Annotated in this window: 22 protein-coding genes; 19 read left to right on the top strand and 3 right to left on the bottom strand. The window is 46.4% G+C overall.

Annotation, left to right across the window (positions count from 1 at the left end):
* Positions 1-118 precede the first annotated feature (118 nt).
* From M2444_RS21000 to M2444_RS20960, 9 genes are all read left to right on the top strand, one after another.
* Positions 119-1,402, top strand: a complete 1,284-nt coding sequence (locus M2444_RS21000) for an ArsB/NhaD family transporter (RefSeq protein WP_094871030.1) — start codon at positions 119-121, stop codon at positions 1,400-1,402.
* Positions 1,403-1,583: 181 nt separating this feature from the next.
* Positions 1,584-2,360, top strand: a complete 777-nt coding sequence (locus tag M2444_RS20995; protein WP_094871028.1) for an ABC transporter ATP-binding protein — start codon at positions 1,584-1,586, stop codon at positions 2,358-2,360.
* A 189-nt stretch (positions 2,361-2,549) separates the two neighbouring features.
* Positions 2,550-3,302, top strand: a complete 753-nt coding sequence (locus M2444_RS20990; protein WP_481857513.1) for an ABC transporter permease — start codon at positions 2,550-2,552, stop codon at positions 3,300-3,302.
* Positions 3,303-3,338: 36 nt separating this feature from the next.
* Positions 3,339-4,226 (top strand): ABC transporter permease, encoded by an 888-nt coding sequence (locus M2444_RS20985; RefSeq protein ID WP_280787937.1) that lies wholly within the window; start codon positions 3,339-3,341, stop codon positions 4,224-4,226.
* Positions 4,227-4,249: 23 nt separating this feature from the next.
* On the top strand, positions 4,250-5,857 hold the full coding sequence (locus M2444_RS20980) for an FAD-dependent oxidoreductase (RefSeq protein ID WP_280787936.1): 1,608 nt from the start codon (positions 4,250-4,252) through the stop codon (positions 5,855-5,857).
* On the top strand, positions 5,854-6,186 hold the full coding sequence (locus M2444_RS20975) for a ferredoxin family protein (RefSeq protein ID WP_280787935.1): 333 nt from the start codon (positions 5,854-5,856) through the stop codon (positions 6,184-6,186). The genes M2444_RS20980 and M2444_RS20975 overlap by 4 nt, the downstream gene beginning before the upstream one ends.
* A 48-nt stretch (positions 6,187-6,234) precedes the next feature.
* On the top strand, positions 6,235-7,293 hold the full coding sequence (locus M2444_RS20970; RefSeq protein ID WP_280787934.1) for an ABC transporter substrate-binding protein: 1,059 nt from the start codon (positions 6,235-6,237) through the stop codon (positions 7,291-7,293).
* Between the two features lie 78 nt (positions 7,294-7,371).
* Complete coding sequence (locus M2444_RS20965; RefSeq protein ID WP_280787933.1) at positions 7,372-8,982, top strand: FAD-binding protein; 1,611 nt, start codon at positions 7,372-7,374, stop codon at positions 8,980-8,982.
* Positions 8,979-9,320, top strand: coding sequence for a 4Fe-4S binding protein (locus M2444_RS20960; protein ID WP_280787932.1), 342 nt, complete (start codon positions 8,979-8,981; stop codon positions 9,318-9,320). Before M2444_RS20965 ends, M2444_RS20960 begins: the two co-directional genes overlap by 4 nt.
* A gap of 65 nt (positions 9,321-9,385) precedes the next feature.
* On the opposite strand, the gene M2444_RS20955 is transcribed toward M2444_RS20960, so the two are convergent.
* Complete coding sequence (locus M2444_RS20955; RefSeq protein ID WP_042131085.1) at positions 9,386-9,931, bottom strand: glutathione peroxidase; 546 nt, start codon at positions 9,929-9,931, stop codon at positions 9,386-9,388.
* A gap of 679 nt (positions 9,932-10,610) precedes the next feature.
* On the opposite strand from M2444_RS20955, the gene M2444_RS20950 reads away from it, so the two are divergent.
* The 6 genes from M2444_RS20950 (at position 10,611) to M2444_RS20925 (ending at position 16,949) form a co-directional block, all read left to right on the top strand.
* Complete coding sequence (locus M2444_RS20950) at positions 10,611-11,687, top strand: bifunctional 3-deoxy-7-phosphoheptulonate synthase/chorismate mutase (protein WP_280787931.1); 1,077 nt, start codon at positions 10,611-10,613, stop codon at positions 11,685-11,687.
* A gap of 193 nt (positions 11,688-11,880) precedes the next feature.
* Positions 11,881-13,326: a SulP family inorganic anion transporter gene (locus tag M2444_RS20945; RefSeq protein WP_094871012.1), complete on the top strand. Its 1,446-nt coding sequence runs from the start codon at positions 11,881-11,883 to the stop codon at positions 13,324-13,326.
* 219 nt (positions 13,327-13,545) lie between these two features.
* Positions 13,546-14,028, top strand: coding sequence for an Rrf2 family transcriptional regulator (locus tag M2444_RS20940; RefSeq protein WP_280787930.1), 483 nt, complete (start codon positions 13,546-13,548; stop codon positions 14,026-14,028).
* Between the two features lie 21 nt (positions 14,029-14,049).
* Complete coding sequence (locus M2444_RS20935; protein ID WP_076128737.1) at positions 14,050-15,048, top strand: LLM class flavin-dependent oxidoreductase; 999 nt, start codon at positions 14,050-14,052, stop codon at positions 15,046-15,048.
* A gap of 188 nt (positions 15,049-15,236) precedes the next feature.
* The gene (locus tag M2444_RS20930) at positions 15,237-16,010 is read left to right on the top strand and encodes a hypothetical protein (RefSeq protein ID WP_094876898.1); all 774 of its coding nucleotides are present in this window, start codon (positions 15,237-15,239) and stop codon (positions 16,008-16,010) included.
* Positions 16,011-16,115: 105 nt separating this feature from the next.
* On the top strand, positions 16,116-16,949 hold the full coding sequence (locus M2444_RS20925) for a prohibitin family protein (RefSeq protein WP_256989860.1): 834 nt from the start codon (positions 16,116-16,118) through the stop codon (positions 16,947-16,949).
* Positions 16,950-17,015: 66 nt separating this feature from the next.
* Here the strand turns inward: M2444_RS20925 and M2444_RS20920 are convergent, their stop codons facing one another.
* Together M2444_RS20920 and M2444_RS20915 are read right to left on the bottom strand one after the other, a co-directional pair.
* Entirely contained in the window at positions 17,016-18,008 is a 993-nt protein-coding gene (locus M2444_RS20920) for a ketoacyl-ACP synthase III (RefSeq protein ID WP_256989859.1), read from the bottom strand.
* A gap of 10 nt (positions 18,009-18,018) precedes the next feature.
* Entirely contained in the window at positions 18,019-18,360 is a 342-nt protein-coding gene (locus M2444_RS20915) for a hypothetical protein (RefSeq protein WP_094871005.1), read from the bottom strand.
* A 321-nt stretch (positions 18,361-18,681) separates the two neighbouring features.
* Between M2444_RS20915 and deoC the strand changes: the two genes are divergently transcribed.
* From deoC to M2444_RS20895, 4 genes are all read left to right on the top strand, one after another.
* Positions 18,682-19,359 (top strand): deoxyribose-phosphate aldolase, encoded by a 678-nt coding sequence (gene deoC, locus M2444_RS20910; protein WP_094871003.1) that lies wholly within the window; start codon positions 18,682-18,684, stop codon positions 19,357-19,359.
* 318 nt (positions 19,360-19,677) lie between these two features.
* Positions 19,678-20,970 (top strand): homocysteine synthase, encoded by a 1,293-nt coding sequence (locus M2444_RS20905; protein WP_094871001.1) that lies wholly within the window; start codon positions 19,678-19,680, stop codon positions 20,968-20,970.
* 209 nt (positions 20,971-21,179) lie between these two features.
* Positions 21,180-22,256 carry a hypothetical protein gene (locus M2444_RS20900; protein ID WP_280787929.1) on the top strand — a complete coding sequence of 359 codons (1,077 nt, stop codon included), beginning with the start codon at positions 21,180-21,182 and terminating at the stop codon, positions 22,254-22,256.
* A gap of 323 nt (positions 22,257-22,579) precedes the next feature.
* Complete coding sequence (locus tag M2444_RS20895; protein WP_280787928.1) at positions 22,580-22,885, top strand: hypothetical protein; 306 nt, start codon at positions 22,580-22,582, stop codon at positions 22,883-22,885.
* Positions 22,886-23,251: the final 366 nt, after the last annotated feature.

Genomic DNA, 23,251 nt, shown 5'->3' with positions numbered 1-23,251 from the left:
TTTTTATGGAATATCCACAATTCCAGTGTGAAAAAAACAAATCTATTTTATGATAAATAGGTTATATAATGAGTAGGTTATACATTAACGAAATTAAAGAGAAGGACCGGGGGATAACATGGAACAGCAAGCGATTTGGGCAATAGGTATTTTTCTACTGATTTATGGACTGATTATTTCCGAAAAAATTCACCGTACAATCTTAGCGATGTTAGGCGCTATTGTTATGGTAGCGATGGGCATTGTGGATCAGGAGACGGCACTGCATCATATTGATTTTAATACCCTTGGACTACTTGTGGGGATGATGATGATTGTAGGGATTACTGCAGAGACAGGACTCTTTAAATATGCGGCTGTGAAATCAGCTAAGTTAGCAAAAGGAAAGCCGAGACGGATACTGATTGCCTTGTTTGTTATTACTGCACTCGCTTCAGCTTTCTTGGACAATGTGACAACAGTACTGCTAATGGTACCCGTTACCTTCAGTATTACAAGGCAATTGCGCATAAATCCGCTGCCTTTTTTGATGTCACAAATTATCGCATCAAATGTTGGTGGAACAGCAACATTGATTGGAGATCCGCCGAATATTATGATTGGCAGTGCTGTGAAAGAGCTAACGTTTATGTCTTTTATCAACAATCTGGCACCCGTGATTATCATCATTATGTTGGCGTATATCCCGCTCCTATTACTGATGTTTGGGAAGCAAATTAAATCCACACCAGAATTGCAGCAGAGTATCATGGACATGGATGAGAAAGCAATGATTACGGATCATAAGCTGCTGCGAAAATGCCTGGTTGTACTCGGAATTACGATTACCGGGTTCTTTTTACATCAGGCATTACATTTGGAGTCCGCTACAGTTGCTTTAGCGGGGGCTTTTTTATTGCTCTTATTAACTGGAGGAGAACACATGCTGGAAAAAGCTTTTCACAGCGTGGAATGGATTACGATCTTCTTTTTTATTGGACTGTTTGTGTTGGTATCAGGACTCGTCGAAACAGGTGTCATCGCGGAGCTGGCTGCCAAAGCAATTGATTTAACGGGTGGGGATGTGCTCATGAGCTCGATGATGATCTTATGGGTCAGTGCAATAGCTTCTGCGTTTCTTGATAACATTCCTTTTGTAGCAACGATGATTCCTTTAATACAGGAGATGGGGCAGATGGGGATTACCAATCTGGAGCCCCTCTGGTGGAGTCTAGCCTTGGGTGCCTGCTTGGGTGGCAATGGTACATTGATCGGTGCCAGTGCTAATCTGATCGTTGCGGGTCTAGCTGGAAAGGAGGGCTATCCGATTACATTTATGAAGTATTTGAAGGTGGGTTTCCCTTTAATGCTGCTGTCCATTGTGATCTCAAGTGTATATTTATATTTAAGATATCTGATGTGAATAAGTGTGTCTGAAAAAGTTTTATTGTTGACAGCTTTTCAAATGGATGATATTTTAAATATTATAATTCCAATTGATTTACTTTGAATAATAATTACCGACTGTTCCTACAGAGGTATTGCGAATGTAAAAGCGCAATACCTCTGTTTTTTTTGTATACAGAATTGAAGGAGGGGTCACGATGGGAGAAGCGTTGCTGTCGATTTCAAATCTAAATAAACGTTTTGAGTCTGCCGGAGGGCATGTTCAGGCACTGTATAATGTTGATCTCCATGTGCAAGAGGGCGAATTCATTACGGTCATCGGGCCCAGTGGCTGCGGAAAAAGCACACTGCTGCGCATCGTGGCCGGTTTGGACAGTGGATATACGGGGAGTGTTACCTTAGGAGGGACGGAAATTGGAGGTCCCGGCATCGATAAGGGGTTTATTTTTCAAGAGCATCGTCTATTTCCTTGGCTCACCGTAGAGAAGAATATTGCTTCCGATTTGACGCTAGGCAACAAGGAAATTAGACGCAAGGTCGATGAGTTGATTGATCTCGTCAAGCTAAATGGGTTTGAGAAATCCTATCCCCGTGAGTTATCGGGAGGGATGGCCCAACGGGTAGCGATAGCCCGTGCGCTGCTGCGAAATCCGAAAATTCTGTTGCTGGATGAACCGTTTGGTGCACTGGATGCATTCACTAGAGCGCATATGCAGACGGTATTGCTGGACATTTGGAGGGCCAACAAAACAACCATGATTTTTGTAACGCATGATATTGATGAGGCTGTATTTCTAGGTAATCGGGTAGTGATTCTAGAACCCCGCCCCGGAAAAATACGTAAGATTGTACCGGTAGATTTACCGTATCCACGTAAAAAAACAACGTCTTCCTTTCAAGAGCTACGCCTGAAGGTACTGAATTATTTTGAAAAAGTCGATGAGCTTGAGCTTATTGATGGGGCAGGAATATAGAATTCACAAATTTAAGTAGCTTAATGACTATAAAGATGTCGACCATACCGATGGAGACTTTCGAAATGAACTAACATTCGAGGGTCTCTTTTTGTTATTTAAAGTGAAGGTAAAGCTTAAAAAAGGTGGGTGCAGAGTATGACAAATCGGGCGTTGGCCGTAAGAACTTCCGGACGCCCCGGAAAGGTAATGACTTTGGGACTGGGTCTCCTGATGCCGGGCAGTGTACTGATTCTGTGGCAGACTCTTGGACACTACGGAATGATCTCAGATATGTTGTTCCCGACGCCGTATACCATTGCTGAATCTTTTGTAGCCTTGGCCGCTTCAGGAGATTTATGGCCGAACTTTAGGATCAGCTTGGTCAGAGCCCTTTCCGGATTCCTGCTCGGTGGTGGACTTGGTCTGCTATTAGGCATTCTCGTAGGTCTGTTCCGCAGATCAGAGAAATTGCTAGATCCATCCCTGCAAATGATTCGTATGATCCCGAGTCTGGCGGTAGTGCCGCTGTTCATCTTATGGTTCGGCATCGGTGAGGAGTCGAAGGTGTTATTGATTGCTAAGGGGGCATTTTTCCCACTGTATATTAATACGTTCATGGGCATCCGCGGCGTGGATAACAAGCTGTTCGAAGTATCTCGAGTGCTTGGATTTAGCCCTATAAAGCAAATTGCAAGATTAGTACTTCCAGCGGCGCTGCCGAATATTATTCTCGGAGTGCGCCTTTCCTTGGGGCTCTCTTGGTTAGGTCTGGTAGTCGCAGAGCTGATTGCTTCCACTTCAGGCATTGGGTATATGATGTCGGACGCGCGTCAATTCGCGGATACACCTGTGGTGTTCGTGGGAATTATTATTTTTGCCATTGCAGGACTGGTGAGTGATTCTCTTGTTCGCTACATTGAACGACGGCTGCTGAGATGGCAGGACAACTATCGCGGATAAACAGAAAACGCGCATGAAACGAAAGGGGGATACACCATGAGCGATGGAGTAGAAGCTATTTTGAAAAATACTACAAGAGCAAGAGAATCGCTAGATAGCAGTGATATTGCTCCTTTATCGACTAAGAAATTGGAGAAATCGGCGGTATCTATAGCATGGAAATCTCTACTGTCAGATTGGGGAATGGGCGCTATCATTCCGGTGGTGACGCTCATTCTTTGGCAGCTGGCAGGAAGCACCGGAATGATCTCTGCGCAGTTTCTGCCGACTCCATTGTCGATCGCCAGAGCTTTTACAGACCTATTGGTGACTGGAGAGTTAACTCATCACCTAGGTGTCAGTATGGGGAGGGCGGGAATTGGATTTCTTATCGGAGGCGTTCTAGGCCTTTTATTTGGAGTACTGACTGGCTTGTTTCGCAGTGTGGAGTATGTGCTCGATCCCAGTGTACAGGTACTTAGGCTTGTTCCTCATCTAGCTATAGCACCGCTGATCATTTTATGGTTCGGCTTTGGGGAAATGTCCAAAATAGTGATCATTCTGACAGGGTCATTCTTTCCGCTCTATATTAATACATTTATGGGCATACGCAATGTGGACAATAAGCTGTTCGAGGTATCTCGGGTGTTAGGTTTTAGCCCTTATCAAAAGCTGCGCAGGCTGATTTTGCCAGCAGCATTGCCCGGAATTTTGTTAGGATTACGGCTGTCTTTGGCTGTAGCATGGATCGGTCTTGTTGTAGCTGAACTCATTGGATCACAGTCAGGGATCGGATTCCTGATCAATGAGGCGAAGCAGAATTCCAATACAGAGGTTGTGTTTGTAGGCATTATTATATTCGCTATCGTCGGTAAGCTGATCGATTCATTGTTCCGAATCATTGAACGTAAGTTCCTGTTCTGGCGCGATAGTTACGAAGGGTAAATCATTTGAGGAGGTCTTGAGCTATGCGTGGATCGATACAAAAAGGATCGTTGAATTTGGTGGCGGATGTGCTTGTTATAGGTGGAGGACCGGCAGGAACATGGGCAGCCCTTACGGCCTCAGCGAAGGGTGCGAAAGTTGTCCTCGCAGATAAAGGCTACTGCGGTTCGAGCGGTGCAACGGCCCCCTCAGGAACAGGAGTCTGGTATGTGAAGCCGGATGAGAAGCTCCGGGAGGAGGCCAAAGCAAGTCGTTATACATTGGGCGGTCAGTTGGCTGAATCCCGCTGGATGGACCGAGTGCTAGACCGTACCTATGCCAATATGAACAAACTTGGCGTTTCAGGATATCCATTCCCTGTAGATGAGCAGGGTAACCAGTATCGTAAAAGTCTTCAGGGACCGGAATATATGAAATTAATGCGTAAGCTGGTGAAAAAGGCGGGCGTTAAAATTTTAGATCATAGCCCAGCCATGGAGCTCCTTGTGGATGAGCATGGCGTAGCTGGAGCGGCTGGGGTCCATACCCAGAGTGGTGATACCTGGACGGTTCAAGCAGGGGCAGTCGTTATTGCTACTGGGGGTTGTGCCTTCCTAAGTAAGGCGCTTGGTTGCAACGTGCTTACTGGTGATGGCTATCTATTTGCAGCTGAGGCTGGGGCGAACTTGTCCGGCATGGAATTCTCTAATGCCTACGCGATCTGCCCTACGTTCTCCTCTGTAACCAAGACAGCATATTACAACTATGCCAGCTTTTATTATGAGGATGGAAGCATTGTGGAAGGGGCGGGTTCCAAGAAAGGGCGTTCAGTTATCGCTCGGAATCTGCTAGCAGGCAATCAGGTATACGCCAAGTTGGATGGAGCACCAGAAGATTTAAGACCTCTTCTGCGGGTGGCGCAGACGAACTTTTTTCTACCCTTTGATCGACAAGGGATCGATCCTTTCAAGGATGCTTTTCCGGTTACGCTTCGTCTCGAAGGAACGGTTCGTGGGACGGGTGGTATTCATATCACAGACGAAAGCTGTGGCACAGGTGTTCCCGGACTTTATGCGGCAGGAGATGCAGCTACTCGTGAGCTAATTTGCGGGGGATTTACTGGTGGTGGCAGCCATAATGCGGCTTGGGCTATGTCATCCGGCAGTTTTGCAGGAGAAGGGGCTGCTATCTATGCGCAGAGCCTTGGCTCGAATGCAGCGTACCGTAATCCAGTCGGATTATCATCTTCCCCACTGGTTCATCAAGAAGTGAAGCCTGGAGTATCAGCTCATACGTCAGAGGTTGTGTCTGCTGTGCAGGCTGAAGTGAAGCCGTATGACATTAATTTATTCCGTACGGACAAAGGGCTGACCTCTTCATTAGGCCGTCTGAATGAATTGTGGAAAGAACAGCGTAGCCGTGAGATTCAGCGTACCCCTGAAGGGGTTAAAGCGCGTGAAGCAGAAGCCATGACTGCAACTGCCCGTTGGATGTACAATTCCGCGCTTGCCCGTACGGAGACGAGGGGCATGCATAAGCGTGAAGATTTTAAGGGAACGGATCAAGAACAGCATCATCGCTTAATTAGCGGTGGATTGGATCAGGTATGGGTGAAGACAGAAGCAGTGGCCAAGGAGGGGGTTCTATCGTGATTGAGGTGATCAGCGCTGCCAGATGTGTAACGTGCAACCAATGTGTATCGGTCTGCCCGACCAATGTCTTCGAACGGATAGAGGATGGCATTCCTGTTATTGCCCGGCAGAGCGATTGCCAGACTTGCTTTATGTGTGAGCTGTATTGTCCTGTGGATGCTCTCTACGTTGCGCCAGATTCAGAGAAAGTGATTGGGGTGACAGAGGCAGGGCTAGAGGAGCAGGGATTACTTGGTGGTTATCGTGAAAAGGTAGGCTGGGGCAAAGGCAGACAACCGGTAGCAAGTCATGACTTTATGTACCAATTGGCGTCGAGGGCAGGGTTCTGACCTTGATTAAGATTAAGATAAATAACATAAATCTAGGGGGAGAAAGAAATGAAACCAGCGTACAGAGAGATTCAAGGGAAACGTTCTAAAAGGATACGATTTGCACTTTTAACTACGATTATGATGGTTATGCTGGTACTTCAGGCTTGCGGAAATAACGCTGGAGGTAATGGAGCATCTTCATCCGGCGGCTCTAGTACAGAGAAATCTGGAGGCAAATCCGAAAGTAACGTTCCAGCGGTACTGAACTTTGGTTTTATAGGCTCTAATAAGTTGAATGTGCCAGGTGGCGCGGAGGGCTGGGGATTTTATAAAGGGATCATTCAAGAAGAGCTGAAGAAATATGGCATTACTGAAGTGAAGCTTACGGGCTTTCCAAACGGTCCTGATCAGACAGAATCCTTAATTAGTGGTCGATTAGATATCGGCAGCCTTGGGGATACACCTGCTATTATTGCTTATGCTTCTGGTGCCAAGACACGTCTGATTTCACAATCCTCAGCCAACACTATCGGTTATCTAATCGGTAAGAAAGATGGACCAAAGACGGTGAAAGATCTGCAAGGGAAGACTATTGCCATTCAAAAAGGCTCTTTTATGCACCGTTATGTCGTTGGATTACTTCAGGAGGAAGGCGTAACTGACTACAAACTCGTGCATATGCTCATTCCGGATGCTACCGCAGCTTTAGCCCGTGGAGATGTAGAGGCTACAACGAATCTTGGTGTTCCTGCGCTGAAGTTAATTGACCAAGGCTACACTCATTTAGATGATGCCTCGAAGCATCCGAATCTGCTTGGCACCAGTGCAACTGTTGTGTCTGAGGACTATCTGGCGAAATTCCCTGATTTTCCGAAGGTGTGGAACGAGGCTCGTGAGAAAGCTTTAGCAGATCTGAAGCAGCACGAGGATGAGTATTATCAATTTCTGGCTGAAATCGGAGATACAACGCCAGAGCTGGCGAAGCAAGTAAATCCAATCAGTGATATCAAAGATACCGCGTTCATTGACGAAGGAACCAAGCTACTAGAGGGTACCAAGAACTTCCTTGTCGAAGAAAAACTAGCGAAAAAAGACTTTAATATTAGCGATTGGCAGCTGAAATAACTATGGCTGGAAAGCAAAAACTGAATTTGAAGCTGTCTAGAATAACATGTACTAGCGAGTTTTTGGGGAGGAAGTCAAATGTCGCGGCTTAAGAAGGAACTGACAGTGGATGTCCTCGTGCTTGGCGGAGGTCCTGCAGGAGCTTGGGCGGCATGGAGTGCAGCGTCACAAGGTGCAAAGGTAGTCCTTGCAGATAAGGGCTACTTGGGCACAAGCGGCGCAACGGCGCCTGGAGGGACGACGCTGCTCGTTATCCCTCCAATTGCTGAGCTGCGGGAGCAGGCGGTACAATCCAGGCTAAAATCCGGTGGATATTTGTCGGAGAATGCTTGGATTCACCGTGTGCTGGATCAGGTAGAACAGAATCTGGCTTTAATTGAGCAGTGGGGTTATCCTTTTCCAAAAGATGAGGCAGGAAACTCATTGCGCACACATCTGCACGGACCAGAATACATGCGGATTATGCGAAGAGTTGTCCGCAAAGCGGGGGTCACGATCCTCGATCAGTCGCCAGCGCTGGAACTTCTTCATGATGAACATGGGGTTGGCGGGGCTCGCGGGATCAATCGTTTGACAGGAGAGACCTGGGAAGTGAAGGCTAACGCCGTTGTGATGGCAACCGGAGGCTGTGCTTTTCTCAGCAAAGGTCTTGGCTGCAACGTTCTGACAGGCGAAGGGCTGCTGATGTCCGCTGAAGTGGGAGCCGATTTGTCAGGTATGGAATTCAGCCGCCAATACGCGCCGAGCTTTGCAGACGGAACCGTAACACGTGGACGTATGCTGGCCTGGGCCACCCTTTATGACGCGGACGGTCATCCGCTGCATAAAGGGGATCGGACTTTTGGCAGCATTCCTGAAATGCTGCTCAAGGGGCCGGTTTATGCTTCACTTGATCTGGCAGATACAGCGGAGAAACAGGATTTTCTGCGAAAAGCGCATCCGATTTTCTTTATGCCGCTGGAGCGGGCGGGAATTGATGCGTTTAAGCAGAAATTCCCGCTCACCCTGCGCTATGAGGGCACGATGCGCGGCACTGGGGGTCTGCGCCTTACGGGCACGGACTGCCGGACGACCGTGCCCGGACTTTATGCGGCCGGAGATGCCGCATCACGCGAGAAAGTGACCGGCGCCATCTCCGGCGGCGGGGCTTATAACGCTTCCTGGGCCATATGCAGCGGAAGCTGGGCAGGCCAGGGAGCTGCGCAGCATGCGCGCTCCAGCCGAGGGCAGGCGAACAGCCGCAACCTCACCGCAGCGGGACGCTACGGTCTGGCTGCTGGCGCCAACACCTCGGACACGCTGGAGGTGAAGCCGCTAGTCGCGGCGATCCAGCGTGAAATCTTGCCGCTGCAGATCAATTATTTCCGCAGCGAGCCGGGCATTTCTTCAGCCTTGAAGCGGCTGAATGCCTTGATGCCCTTCTTGAACGGGCGGGTTCCCTCCACCGTACAGGGCATCGTGCAATCGCGTGAAGCCGCGGCAATGCTCGCGGTCGGCAGGTGGATGTACACCGCCGCGCTCGCCCGCAAGGAGACGCGCGGCCTGCAAAAGCTCGCGGAATATCCAGCGCTTGATCCGCGTCAAACCTACCGGCTAATTGTATCCGGTATAGAGCAAATAAGGATCAGTACCGAGGCTGTGCCCCATGCTCATGAACTGAATCCACTAAAGGAGGGGCAAGCGATATGATCGAACTAATTAGCTTGGAACGCTGTGTGGGATGCAAACTGTGTACGAAGGTTTGTCCGACAAACGTATTCGAGATGAAGGGGAAGATTCCGGTCATTGCGCGTCAGGAAGATTGCCAGACTTGTTTCATGTGTGAAGCTTATTGTCCCGTAGATGCACTTTATGTAGCGCCGCAGGCAGATCGGTTGATCGGTGTAAATGAGGAGGCGTTAATTCGGACGGGAGTGCTAGGAAGCTGGAGGGCTGAGATCGGCTGGGGGCCAGAGGCTAACGGCTCGATGGCGGAAAGGGATACCACCCCTTATTTTGAAGTGTTTACGGAGCAGTACCGTACGTGAAAGTGCTAGTGTACAAAAACTAAAAAAAGCCACCCGAAATGGGGGGCTTTTTGATACGTTAAAATCTATAGCAGTGCTTCAATAGCTGGCTCAATATCCAGCGGGTCTACTGTAGATTCGAATCTAGTGATAACATTGCCTTCGCGATCAATCAGGAATTTAGTGAAATTCCATTTGATTTCATCATTGTTCAATGCTTCCGGATCTTTGCTCTCAAGCATGCTTTGAAGCAGCTTTCCTGAAGAATGGTTCATGTCGAAACCTTCAAATCCAGCCTGCTCAGTAAGGTGAGTGAAGAGGGGATGTTTATTTTCGCCCTTTACTTCAACCTTCTCAAAGAGAGGGAACGTAACCCCGTAATTGATTTGGCAAAATACATTCACTTCTTCATTGCTGCCAGGTTCCTGCTCCCCAAATTGGTTGGATGGGAATCCGAGAATTTGGAAGCCGCGATCTTCGTATCTCTCATAGAGCTTTTGCAGGTCGGAATATTGGTGGGTAAATCCGCACTTACTTGCTGTATTCACAATCAGAAGGACTTTACCTTTGTATTGCTCTAGTTCGATATCTTTTCCCCGAATACTGCGTGCTGTATATGGATAAATGCTCATGCTGTTACATCCCTTCAGTTGTGTATTCAAAACGTTAAAGCTGTCAGTGAATAAGAAAAGGAAATATTTTCAATGATTTAATTGTAAACAATCAAAATATCGCTGTCAACATCATACATAGAAAGGGATAGGAACCTTTAAGGCATTGCTATCATAGTATGCATATGGGTTATTTCATTTTCAAAGCCTATTCAAACAAGTTGTTATAGGAAAAACTTTACTTCAAATGATTTTAATGCATTAAAGCTACTCAGCGTTACATTATTATCTTGCGTCGGCAACATTTTTTGATTAAGATAGCAGAAACCAGCGTAAAAGACGCGCTGACATAATCAAAGACAATGACGAAGAGAGTAAGCATTATAGCGGATCTTAACAGGGAAGGCGTGCCGGAGACTGAGAGCACCCTCATGAGACGATGAATGCCGAAGTTCACTTCCGAGTCGGCCCCTGAAGTAATTGTCACAGGTCGTGACAGGTATGAGTAGGGAGGCCCGCGCTCCGCGTTACCGGGTGAAAGACAGAGTTAATCTTTAGTCCAGGGAATCAGATTGTCTATTCCTTTGTGCTAGTATTCAGGTTAATTCTAAATAAGGGTGGTACCACGGCTCCTCGTCCCTTGCGACGGGGGGCCTTTTTGCGTTTCAAATTATAAATAACAAGAGGGAGTGGAAGGGTAATGAGTAACGTGGAATTGGATGTGCTTAGAGGTCGTCTGGATGAAATCAATGGTCAATTGCTGGAGCTGATCTCCGAGCGGGCTAAGATTGTGCAGGAGATTGGAGTAGTTAAAGAAAAGCAAGGTGTGCCTAAATTTGATCCAGAACGTGAAAAGAAAATGCTCGATCAGCTCGTAGCGAGCAATCAAGGACCTTTCACTAACGGGACTATCCGCAGCCTCTTCAAACAAATTTTTTCAGCATCTCTGGACTTACAATCCGATGAACATAAAAAAACTTTGCTAGTCGCACGTAAGAGTCACAAAGAAGACACAGTAATTGTTCTGCCGGGAAATGTGACCGTTGGCGGTTCTTCTTCCCTGATGGTAGCCGGTCCTTGCTCTGTGGAGAGCGAACTACAGACCCGCACCGTAGCTGCAGCCCTGCAAAAAGCTGGCGTACGTGTAATGCGTGGAGGTGCCTTCAAGCCGCGGACTTCCCCTTATGACTTCCAAGGTCTAGGCATGGATGGCCTAAGAATACTACGTGAAGCAGCAAATGATTATGGCCTGCTGACCATCAGTGAAATTGTAGATCCAAGACATATTGAAGAGTCCTTGGACTATGTAGATATCATCCAGATCGGTGCACGGAACATGCATAATTTCGAGCTGCTAAAAGCGGTCGGAGAAGTTAATAAGCCAGTGCTGTTGAAACGCGGATTGGCTGCCACGCTCGATGAATTCATCCATGCAGCGGAATACATTATGTCTCGTGGCAACACACAAATTATGTTGATTGAACGCGGAATTCGTACGTATGAAAAAGCGACCCGCAACACGCTCGATATCTCAGCGGTGCCTATTCTCAAGCAGGAGTGCCATTTACCAGTATTGGTCGATGTTACTCACTCCACAGGACGCAAAGATATTCTTATCCCATGTGCGAAAGCCGCACTCGCAGCCGGAGCCGATGGTATTATGGTCGAGGTGCATCCTGATCCTGCAACCGCGTTGTCCGATGCCGCGCAGCAGCTGAATATTGATGAGTTCAACACCTTCTTTAATGAAGTGAAAGCTTCCGGACTATACCGGTAATCTAGAAATATAGAATTTTAATGATATTTCAAGGATTGGCTAGAAAATGAGGTGAATAAGCGCTTACAAGTCTATCTAATCTTTTTGTGAAGGTGAAGGCGGGTCGAGTACAATAAGGAACATAAGCGTTGCACCGGCCCCGGGTCTTTTTGAAAAAGGCCTATATACCTTATTAGTCACAGGAGGAAATTAGATTTTGAAGCAGCTTACCTTAAATAATGGGTGGTTTTCTAACACTCGGACCGATATTTTATCGGGGATGACCGTAGCCGTTGCACTCATTCCTGAAGCGATTGCCTTTTCGATCCTGGCAGGAGTAAGTCCGATGGTTGGTTTATATGCCTCTTTCTGTATTGCAATTGTAACCGCACTTGCCGGGGGCAGACCGGGAATGATCTCGGCAGCTACGGGGGCTATGGCTCTATTAGTCGGAAGTCTTGTACTAGAACACGGAATTGAGTATCTGTTCGCGGCAACGGTATTGGCTGGTGTGTTTCAGATATTGATGGGGATGCTAAAGCTGGGGCGATTTATTACGTTTTTGCCACAGCCGGTCATGACGGGTTTTGTTAACGCGCTGGCGATACTGATTTTCATGGCGCAGCTTACCCATTTTAAGGGACAAGGTTGGGTAATGTACGGCCTGGTAGCTCTGACCTTACTTATTATCTACACGGTTCCACGGTTTACCAAAGCCGTACCTTCAGCACTTGTAGCGATTGTTATCGTTTCTGTTCTTAGTATCGCTCTTCATCTGGACGTAAGAACCGTAGGCGATATGGGGAATATTACAGCAACTTTGCCCCTATTCCATCTCCCTGAGATCCCGTTCACGCTGGATACGCTGCTTATTATTTTGCCATATTCACTCTCACTGGCCGTAGTTGGGCTATTGGAATCCCTGATGACAGCTACGCTAATAGACGATATTACTGGCACAGGTAGTGATAAGAATAGAGAAGCGAAAGGACAGGGACTGGCGAATGTTGTCACTGGTTTTTTCGGAGGGATGGCAGGCTGTGCGATGATTGGCCAGTCGATGGTTAACATGAAGTCAGGAGGACGCACGCGTCTGTCCACGTTTGTGTCAGGGATCTTTTTATTGTTTCTAATTATTGTACTTGGCGATGTGGTGAAGCAGATCCCGATGGGCGCTCTCGTCGGCGTAATGATAATGGTCTGTATCAGCACCTTTGAATGGGGCTCACTCAAAACTTTAACCCGTGTCCCGCTAAGCGATGCACTCGTTATGATTGTAACGGTGGTTACTGTGGTGGCTACGGACAACCTTTCTATTGGAGTTTTGTTTGGGGTTCTGTTAAGTGCTTTAACGTTTGCTTGGAAAATAGCTTCGATCCGCCTAACGGTTCAGGAAGCAACCTCTTCCAAAACATATGCGGTGTCCGGCCAGCTGTTCTTCGGCACGACAAGCCACTTCATTCATGAATTCGCCTACGATAGCGATCCGGATCATATTATTATCGATTTTTCACACTCCCATGTGTGGGACCAATCTGCAGTTCATGCCATAGCGAAGACAATGAGCAAATATGCTGAGCATGGCAAAAAAGTCACCATTACCGGACTTAATGATCAGAGCTCACAGCTCGTTCAGCGGGTGGGGTTATCTATACAGTAGGACATACAAGAAAATAACGGATACCCTGATAAAAGATTGCGCTATATGCGTGATCTTTTTTTTTATAGCAGATATTAACGGTAAGAGAAGACGGGCAAGGTTTTACTTTTGGTACAATCTAATATAAAATATAAAGTGGATAATGTTTATCCGCTTTATACGCGGACGGTACTATCTACAGTTTTAATCAAGCTATTTACGTAAATCGAGGTGCTATACATGCATATGAAAACAGGGGTAGAACAGTCGGTGTACGCACTGGTTCTGCTTAACATGCTGCCGGACAAGGCGGTGCTGCCTGGAGAAGCGATTAGCCAGCAGCTCGGAGCATCGGCGACCTATTTTCAGAAACTGTTAAGAAAGCTGGTAACCGCAGACCTCATCACGTCTGTTCCCGGCATTAAAGGTGGCTTTAAATTAAAGAAAAGACCTGAAGATATTCGTGTATATGACGTTTACCTTGCAGTGGAAGGCCAGCAGTCGCTGTACTCATCCAATGGTATTTTGGTAGACATGTTGGATTTAGAAAAAGAAGATAGCTGTTGCCTGTTAACGAATCTGATGGAAGAAGCTGAATCCTCTTGGAAAGCTGTATTAAAGCGGGAGACCATTGCTTCGTTGTCGGAGGAAATGCGTGGTGAACGCTTTAAAGATAAGATTGCAGCCTTAGAGGAATGGGTCAGCAATAAAATGGTCATCTAACCAAAGAAGGGATGTATTCGCATGAGATTAAGCATATTGGATCAGGCACCCGTGACAAGCGGTAACACTGCGGAAGGTGCCTTGAATAAAGCAGAAGAACTGGCTATTTTAGCAGATGAGCTGGGATATAGCAGAATGTGGATGGCAGAGCACCATGGCGGAAATACATTTGCTAGCTCAGCTCCGGAAGTAACGGCTGCCCGTTTAGCCGCCAAAACCAACCGTATTCGAATCGGCACCGGCGGTGTAATGATGATGCATTATTCTCCGCTTAAGCTGGCGGAAGTATTTAAAACGTTAAGTGCTTTTTCCCCGGGAAGAATTGATTTTGGTGTAGGGCGAGCTCCGGGTGGCGATACAAGCGCCATGTACGCTTTGTCTGAAGGCCGCGAGTTAATGCTGCATAATATGTATGACAAGCTTGGCATTACTATGCAGCTGCTTAGTGATCAGATTCCGGAAGATGAGCTATATGCCAAAAATCTCGCTGCTCCAACGAAGGTGGCGCTTCCTGAAGTATGGTTGTTAGGCTCAAGTGGCAATAGTGCGCGAAAAGCTGCACAAATGGGAGTCGGATACTCCTTCGCACAATTTTTTAATGGTGCGATGAGTAATGAGATCTTGGACCATTATCGGAATAACTACCAGCCTTCTATTTTTATGGACAAACCAGAGATCAGTGTATCCTATATGGTGACCACAGCAGAAACGAAGGAAGAAGCTGAGTATGAAGCATTACCGCAGGATATTTTTCGGTTGATGATGAGTAAGGGCCGGATTACTCAGGTGCTGACACCAGAAGAAGCTCAGAACATTTCGTTATCGGAAATTGACCGGATGTCAATCAAGGAAGGGCGCAAGATTCATTTGGTTGGTGCGGTTAAAGACATCGCTGTACGTTTGCAAGAAGAACAAGCACAATATGGATTCCAAGAAGCAATGATATGCAGCATTCCGCATTCGCAGGAGAAACGTCTAGAGGTGTATCGACTGTTGGCGCGTGAACTGCTAGGCTCTTGATTCTTTCCTCTCAAACCCGCATTTGATGCGGGTTTTTTGTATGCCAATTTAGCCATTTGATCGATACATACCCTCAAAAGACAATAAATTAACCCTACCGCCTCCTAAAAGTAACATTTGAAATTCTAACTTCATCTATGATTAATGAAAGATTAAATTTTAAAAAGAGGATAGGAAGTGACCAAGAGATGTTTCCTTTACATAAATCCGTTACGCTGACAGCCTTGCTTCTAATTAATTTGCTGGCAGGCTGCCAACATCAGGTTGACCCATCCCCCCCTCAATCGGCTAACGGCTACCACACCTTAAGACCGAAGCCAACAGACACCGCTGCTAACCTCATAAAGCTGGAGTGGAAGCTGGTGGATACAATCCCCGTAGTCTCTCAACTTAGTGCTCCACCCACAGGCGCTACTTTGATTACAGAGAAGAAGCTGGATGATTTCGGAGGAATCCAAGTGAGTGTGTATACGATGGCTAGTGACGAAGACTATGTGTATGCCGGAATTTCTACATCCCAAGGACAATACAGTCTAGGGGCGATAGGAACTTATAATTATCGTCAACCGGAGGATATCAAGGTAGAAGTAGTGCGGCTGTTTAACGAAAAGGTGTTGAAAATCACCGGAGGACTAGGAGCAAATAACTCGCTCAGTAACTATTATTTAATCGACGAGAGCGGTAACCCCTTGGGTTTGCTGCAAATAGATACCGGACATTCCAATGAGCTGGATGTTGATGGGGATGGCTCTATAGAGAGTGTAGCTGCACATGGAAATCCGATGAGTGCCTACATTTACCGCTGGAATGTTGATCACGCTGAGGTAACTTACGTTAATGATGCTTTGAAGGCGGACTCCGTGGTGCTAACAGATGAAGGAATATATGAAGCTTCTGATATCGGGGACAAGCAGAGCAAAAGATTCCGATTGACCCTAGAAGGACTGATCCCAGAGCGGTAACGCCATGACTACTGCTGCTGAAATATTTCCTGCGACCAATTCCCTCAAAACTCCGTATAGACGATTAAGCTTAAATGATTATCCATAATCTAGGAGGGGTATTGGATGAATATGCAAATGAATCCGAAATTGAAACAGCTGCGTCCGGGAAAAATAGTTAGCGGTGTTGCAGCAGTGCTCATTGTATTGTTGATTGGCGCGAACTCTTTTGTATCTGTGGAATATGGGCATGTAGGTTTGTACAAAACCTTTGGTAAATTAAATGACAATACGTTGTCACCTGGCATTCATTTTAAAGTTCCGTTTATTCAGACGGTGATTCAAGTCAATACGCAGGTAACGAAAGCGGAGACCGATACATCCGCCTCTTCAAAAGATCTTCAGCCCGTATCCACACATGTGGCGGTGAACTATTCCGTAAATAAGGCTTCCGCCTTTAATCTGATGAACAATATCGGAGGTAATTTTGATAATGTAATTATTAATCCGGCTATTCAGGAAATCGTCAAGGAAGTGACGGCAAAATATCCAGCAGAGGACTTGATTACACGTCGTGATGTAGTGTCGAGTGAGATCAGTGAGCATTTAACTGCTAGGCTGGCAAAATATGACCTGATCGTCAACGATATTAACATTGTTAACTTTAAATTCTCGGAGGCGTTCAATCAGTCGATTGAAGCGAAGCAGGTCGCTCAGCAGCAGGCGCTGAAGGCTGAAAATGATCTCCGGCGGATCGAGATTGAAGCGAAGCAAAAAATCGCCCAGGCGCAAGCAGAGGCTGAATCCTTAAGACTTAAGAAGCAAGAGGTTACTCCTGAGCTGGTGCAGCTGAAGCAAATAGAGGTCCAAGAGAAAGCGTTAGAAAAATGGAATGGCGTGCTGCCGTCTGTAACAGGGGGAGCCACTCCATTTGTAGATATTCAATCCCTGACTAAATAAATTTTGATTGAAATTATGAAAATATAGAAGAGCCCTCCTTCAATAGAAGAAGAGCTCTTTTTACTATTAATATTGATAAAGCATTGTAGGAATTTGCCAACCCGCGCCAACCGACCAGAAGAAGACATAATCGCCACGTTTGATTCGTCCGTCTTCGATGCCGCGTTGAAAGGCGATAAAAGGACTACTTGTAGCTGTATACCCGAACTCGTCACCTACATAGATGAATTTCTCATTAGTTAGTCCAAGACCCTCTTGGATAAGTTCGATATTTTTGAGAGAGAATTGTGAAAGGCAGAAGGCAGAGATATCATCTGTAGTCAGGCCGTTTCTTGAGAGAAGCTCCTTCATGTCTGCAACCGCCGCATTTACACAAACTGTACCGTCAAAGGGTGTCCAGCGTATCCGGATTTGCTCCGGTGTAATGTCCTCATGATAAATATTCGATAAACCGCAAGCAGGGAACATAATATTCTCAGATCCCTCAGAATCAGTGTAATAAAGGGAGTCAATGAAGCCTGATTGCTCGCTACTTCGCTCCAGAATGACAGCTGCTGCGGCATCCCCGAAGTTAGGGTAAGTAATTTCATCATCCGTATTGCAGTTCACCGAGCTATAGTCGCTTCCCACGACGAGCGCATACCGGATGCTAGGATTAGCCTGCATATAACGACTTGTCTGCTCCACGGCAGACACCATTCCTGCACAGTTGGCATTGGAATCTTGCGTAATGGTCCGATGTTTACCTTGAAGCATACGGTGCAGCAGGAGTGCATTGGTAGGGTAGGTATATTCCGGTGTCTGTGAAGCGAACATGATCATATCCATATCTTCACCTTGTAAATTGGCTTCTTGTAGCGCTTTTTGGGCGGCCTTTAGTCCCATCGTTAGGGCATTTTCATCCTTTTCCTTTACGATGTACCTCCGGTCACGACCCATGACTTCTAGGAATCGCTTGATGTCCTTGCCCATACTCTGGAAATGCTCCAGATAATAATCATTAGATACGACATGCTCCGGATGGTAATAAGCGGCTTGGCGGATGGTTATATGTCCCAAATGAAACCTCCTATGCTTCAATAATTTCGTAATTTTCTAATTTCGTTGCCCGTGCTACTCGGCTTAGCTGCATTTTTAAGACAGGGCTTTTGGCAATAATGAAGGTTACTTTTTTAAATCCTGATTCTTTATACAGTATGTAGCATTGCTCAAGCATAGGAAGAGTGTCCGGCGAGGATACGTTTAATGTCTTGCAATCTAAAATGATCTCGTATTGTGCCGGGTCAAATGTACTTACAATTTGATTGTACTCCTGAATGAAGCGCCCGGCGTCCTCAGTGGACATAGAACCTTCCACTTGTACATTCAGTTTTTGGGCTGTAGCGTTTGAGGTGAAATTAAAGTTTCCCATTTTAAATCAATCTCCTCCTAAGTAGATAAAAGAAAAAATTCAATAAATAGGCTAAAAAACCTATTTATATAGGTATTATCGTATTTTTTAATGGGAAAGTTTAGGGGGATTATCCTTTATATTTTAAAAAATACAAGAAGCTATAAAATTAACTTGAAAAGATAATTGAGTTAATAATGACCTGCTTTAAATATATTTATATGAGTTAACCCAGGTTAGGGTGGTTCTGATCACCCAGTCGACTTTGCAAAGCAGAGTTCTATTGGTATGATTACAGAGATGAAAAAAATTCACTATCCAAATCATGGAGGAATGACAAAAATGAGCGAAATTACACTATCGCGGATCATTGATCATACACTGCTTAAAGCAGATGCACGGAAAGAAGATATCGTTAAATTGGCAGAGGAAGCAAAAGCCTATAAGTTTGCTTCGGTCTGTGTGAACCCTGCTTGGGTAGCTACTGCCCATGAAGTGCTGAAGGATACGCCTGAGGTTAAAGTATGTACAGTTATCGGCTTCCCACTTGGATCCTCGACAACAGAGACCAAAGCATTCGAGACCACCAATGCAATCGCTAATGGTGCGGGTGAGGTGGATATGGTCATCAACATCGGAGCACTGAAAGATGGTAACGATGAGCTCGTTAAACGTGATATTGCAGCAGTTGTAGACGCAGCTCGCGGTAAAGCACTGACTAAGGTCATCATCGAGACCTGTTTATTAACGGAGGAAGAAAAAGTCCGTGCCTGCAAGCTTTCTGTTGAAGCTGGAGCAGACTTCGTAAAAACATCCACAGGATTCTCTACAGGTGGAGCTACGAAGGAAGATATCGCGCTGATGCGTGCAACGGTTGGACCTAATGTGGGTGTGAAGGCTTCTGGTGGTGTTCGTAGTGCAGAAGATGCCCAAGTAATGGTACAAGCAGGCGCAAGCCGTATTGGTACTAGCGGTGGTGTAGCGATTGCTAAGGGAGAAACAAGCCAAAGCAATTACTAATAGAAGATAAAAAGATAAGTGAATCGGTAGCGGTGAGATGAGGTGGACAAGCTTTATTCGCCGCTATTCTTTTTAATTACATAGACATTCTGTACTAGCTACATAGGTTTTCATAAGTTTTTTTAGTTTAAAGACTTTTATTGAAAGCGTTATCTGATTTTTGTCGGACAGGGTTTCCTTCGAATGAATCAAAATATAATAATTCACACCGGAATAATAAGATTTTTTTCTTTTCAAATGATGCTGTTTATGAGAGAATGGGTACAATTATTATTTGTTAAAGATTTCTATTCTTATTTATAAAGGGAGGAAATACCAATGTCAGAAGACCGTAAGCTGTCATTTGAAACTTTGACTGTTCATGCAGGCCAGGAAATTGATCCAACTACTTTCGCACGTGCTGTACCGCTTTATCAAACCACGTCTTATGGGTTCCGTGATGCTGATCATGCAGCAGATCTGTTTGCACTCAAGGAATTTGGGAATATTTATACTCGGCTGATGAATCCGACCACAGATGTATTTGAACAGCGCTTGGCAGCACTAGAAGGTGGAGCAGGTGCACTTGCTACAGCTTCCGGGGCAGCGGCTATTTCTTTTTCCATTCTAAATATTGCGGGCGCTGGAGATGAAATTGTATCTGCGGCAAGCCTATACGGTGGAACTTATAATCTTTTTTCTACAACACTGCCTAAGCTTGGCATTAAGGTGCATTTTGTGGATTCAGATAATCCAGAAAATTTCCGTGCTGCGATCAATGACAAAACCAAAGCTTTGTATGCAGAAACCATTGGTAACCCACAGGGGAATGTCTTAGATATTGAAGCCATTGCAGCGATTGCACATGAACATGGAATTCCTCTCATTGTGGATAATACGTTCCCAAGTCCATATTTACTGCGTCCGATTGAGCATGGAGCTGACATCGTTGTTCATTCGGCAACCAAATTCATCGGAGGACATGGTACATCCATCGGTGGAATTATTGTGGACGGTGGTAAGTTCGACTGGAAGGCAAGCGGTAAGTTCCCAGGACTTACAGAGCCTGACCCAAGTTATCATGGCGTTGTTTATACGGAAGCTGTTGGACCGATTGCTTATATTATCAAAGCCCGCGTTCAATTACTTCGCGATTTAGGTGCTGCTATTTCACCATTTAACTCTTGGATGCTGTTGCAAGGGCTAGAAACACTCCATTTGCGAATGGAGCGTCACAGCCAGAATGCGCTGAAGGTTGCGCAATATTTGGAGGCACATGCAGATGTAGAATGGGTAAGTTATTCTGGACTTCCTACTCATCCATCTCATGAATTAGCGCAAAAGTATTTACCTAAAGGTCAAGGAGCGATCCTTACCTTCGGTATTAAAGGTGGAAGTGCTGCGGGACGCAAGCTGATTGAAAATGTGAAGCTGTTCTCGCATTTGGCGAATGTCGGTGACTCCAAGTCATTGATTATTCACCCTGCAAGTACAACACATGCACAGCTGTCCGAAGAAGAGCAAACCACAGCGGGAGTAACCCCGGAATTGCTCCGCTTATCGATTGGTACGGAATCTATTGATGATATTATTTATGATCTGGAACAGGCCATTGCCGCTAGTCAACAATAGAACAATGAAGTTCAAGGAAGGCATCTGCTGCTATGCGGCGATGCCTTTTTTTGTGATTTAATAAGGCTAAATCTTCATATGATTTGGCAACGCTTGCATATTTCATGTGAGGTTCCCGTATTTATAAGTGTGGTAATAAGATGTCGGTGGCATGATGTTTATGTACTAGCGTACCGGCAGCAATCCAAAGATAAAGGGTGGGTGCGAAGATGAAGGGTGAACGTCAGCAGGATGGTTTTCGGAGTAGTGAAGAGCGCCCGTTCAAGTTCATGTATAAGGCCAGTGATCGGGCTGTTGGGATGGAGATGAGCCAAGCCGGATCTGTAGCCTCCGCTGCCGCAGAATTTATCAACGGAGTAGAGCAGAAGGATGTCGTAGAACCTTTGAACCGTTCTTATTTTAAGCGGCCTGGGGAACCGTCGGCCTTCTTAGTGCTGCGTGAAGGACGAGAAGAACGTGAAGAGCGCCCTGCAACAAGGGAAGGAATAAGATCCGTTCAAGCTGGCCCTTGTCTGATACGAAGTGAGGAATGGCTGCTCGAACCTGAATTGTTCTGTCTTTATGAGAACTGGTTATCCAGTGAAGATGAGCTGCAGGCTAATCGAATGCTGCAGCGGATTTATTATCGATTGCAGGCAGCGACGACTGCGCTGCTGGAATCACCGGATGGTGAATGGGCAGCAGTTACGCTGCTGCATCCAGAGGAGCTTGCGACGCAGCCCGCAAAGCTCACCGCGCTTCAGGACGCGCAGCTCGAAGCGCTTTTTACTGCGGTGGCGGAGAGCCAGCGGCAAGGCGGCGATTGCCGCCTGGACCTGCTGGCCGCCTACACCGCAAGCGGAGCCGAATTCGCGGCAAAGCGCGAATTCATCGAGGTCGTGGCCGATCAGACCCTCGGCCACGCTTATGCGGCGGCGTGCCGCATCGGGGCGCTGATCGCGCCCGATGTGGCGCCCTCCGCCGCCGCGGAAATCGCGCGCATCGCCGATTTCCTAGTGCTCGACGGCGCAGCGAGCGAGCTCGCGCCGGAGGGGGCCGCCGCAGAGGGCTTTGCCCTGGCGGCGGGGGAGATCCTTGCCGCCGTGCGGAGCGTGAAGCCGGCGGCGGTAGTTCTCGCCGCGGGGACTCCGGCGGCGTCGGCTTTGGCCGATCTGTATCAGATCGGCTTCAGCGGGATCTTTTGCAGCGCCGGCCAGCGGACCGAAGCGCTGCTTAGAGCAGCCTGTCTGATCTGGATCGCCAGGCAGCAGAAAACACTGGACACTACCGCCGGTGGAAGGCAGTAGGACAACAACGAAGCGGCTGTCACATAAGCCGCTTCTTCTTCTAAATAAGATAAAAAGACAAGAGAGCAGGGATTCTGCCGTTATTGGAGAATCACTGCTCTTTATGATTAGAGGATCACTGCTCTTCGTTATTGAATGCTCACTGTAATTTATTGTTGGGGGATCTTCTTCATGTTGAGCGTTTCATTTATAAATCCTGTCTTCAGGGTCAAATCGTCTTGCTCCAGACGATTTGCTTTCAGACCTTTATTAATTTACATAAAAAGGATAATGGAAGAGGCGGATCGAATCTATTAGCACCCTGCTGAAAAGAGGCGCTGCGCATGTCCGCAAATTTTAGAGTTGCCCTGAAGAAGATTGTTGACCATTCTTACGACATTGAGATCGGTGAAACTTTATTTAACTCATTAATAGAGGACTTAAAACAAGGAATCGTAGAGAATGTGAGCAAATTTGCGATAATTACGGATTCCAAAGTTGAAGTGCTGTATGGACAAGCCTTACTGGAACAGCTGATTCAGAACGGTTTTCATGCGGAGCTTTTTTCTTTCCCCGCCGGAGAAAAGTCCAAAACCCGTGAAACGAAGGCACAGCTTGAGGATCAGCTATTAAGAAAAATACGCCACTAAGCGGGTAGCTGAAATTGATTTCCGGCGTGTGGTGCTTGGCCCATAACGGCGGTCAGACCTCTTGGGTTAGTTGAATAGATAGGCTTTACTTTTTCATTTCTGATGGTATGATATAAAATATAAGTTGCACTAAGGAAATATAGTTGTACTATTGCAACAATGATTATCATTCTCACTACCCATAGTTATCAATCATGCTGTCCCGGCTAAGCCGGGGCAGCATGTGTCATTTTAGGGGTCTTAATAATGGCTCTCATTCTCATTTGGCAGAAGCAAAACTCCATAAAACAAAGCGTATGCTCACGAAGCAAGTTTTGTTGCGAAGAAAAGTCACATGAAGCTAAGTTACACAAAACAAAGCTACAC

It is taken from the genome of Paenibacillus sp. PastF-3 (assembly GCF_029893135.1).
Classification (GTDB): Bacteria; Bacillota; Bacilli; order Paenibacillales; family Paenibacillaceae; genus Paenibacillus_AQ; species Paenibacillus_AQ nitricinens.
This window is presented reverse-complemented; position numbering and strand designations above follow the sequence as displayed.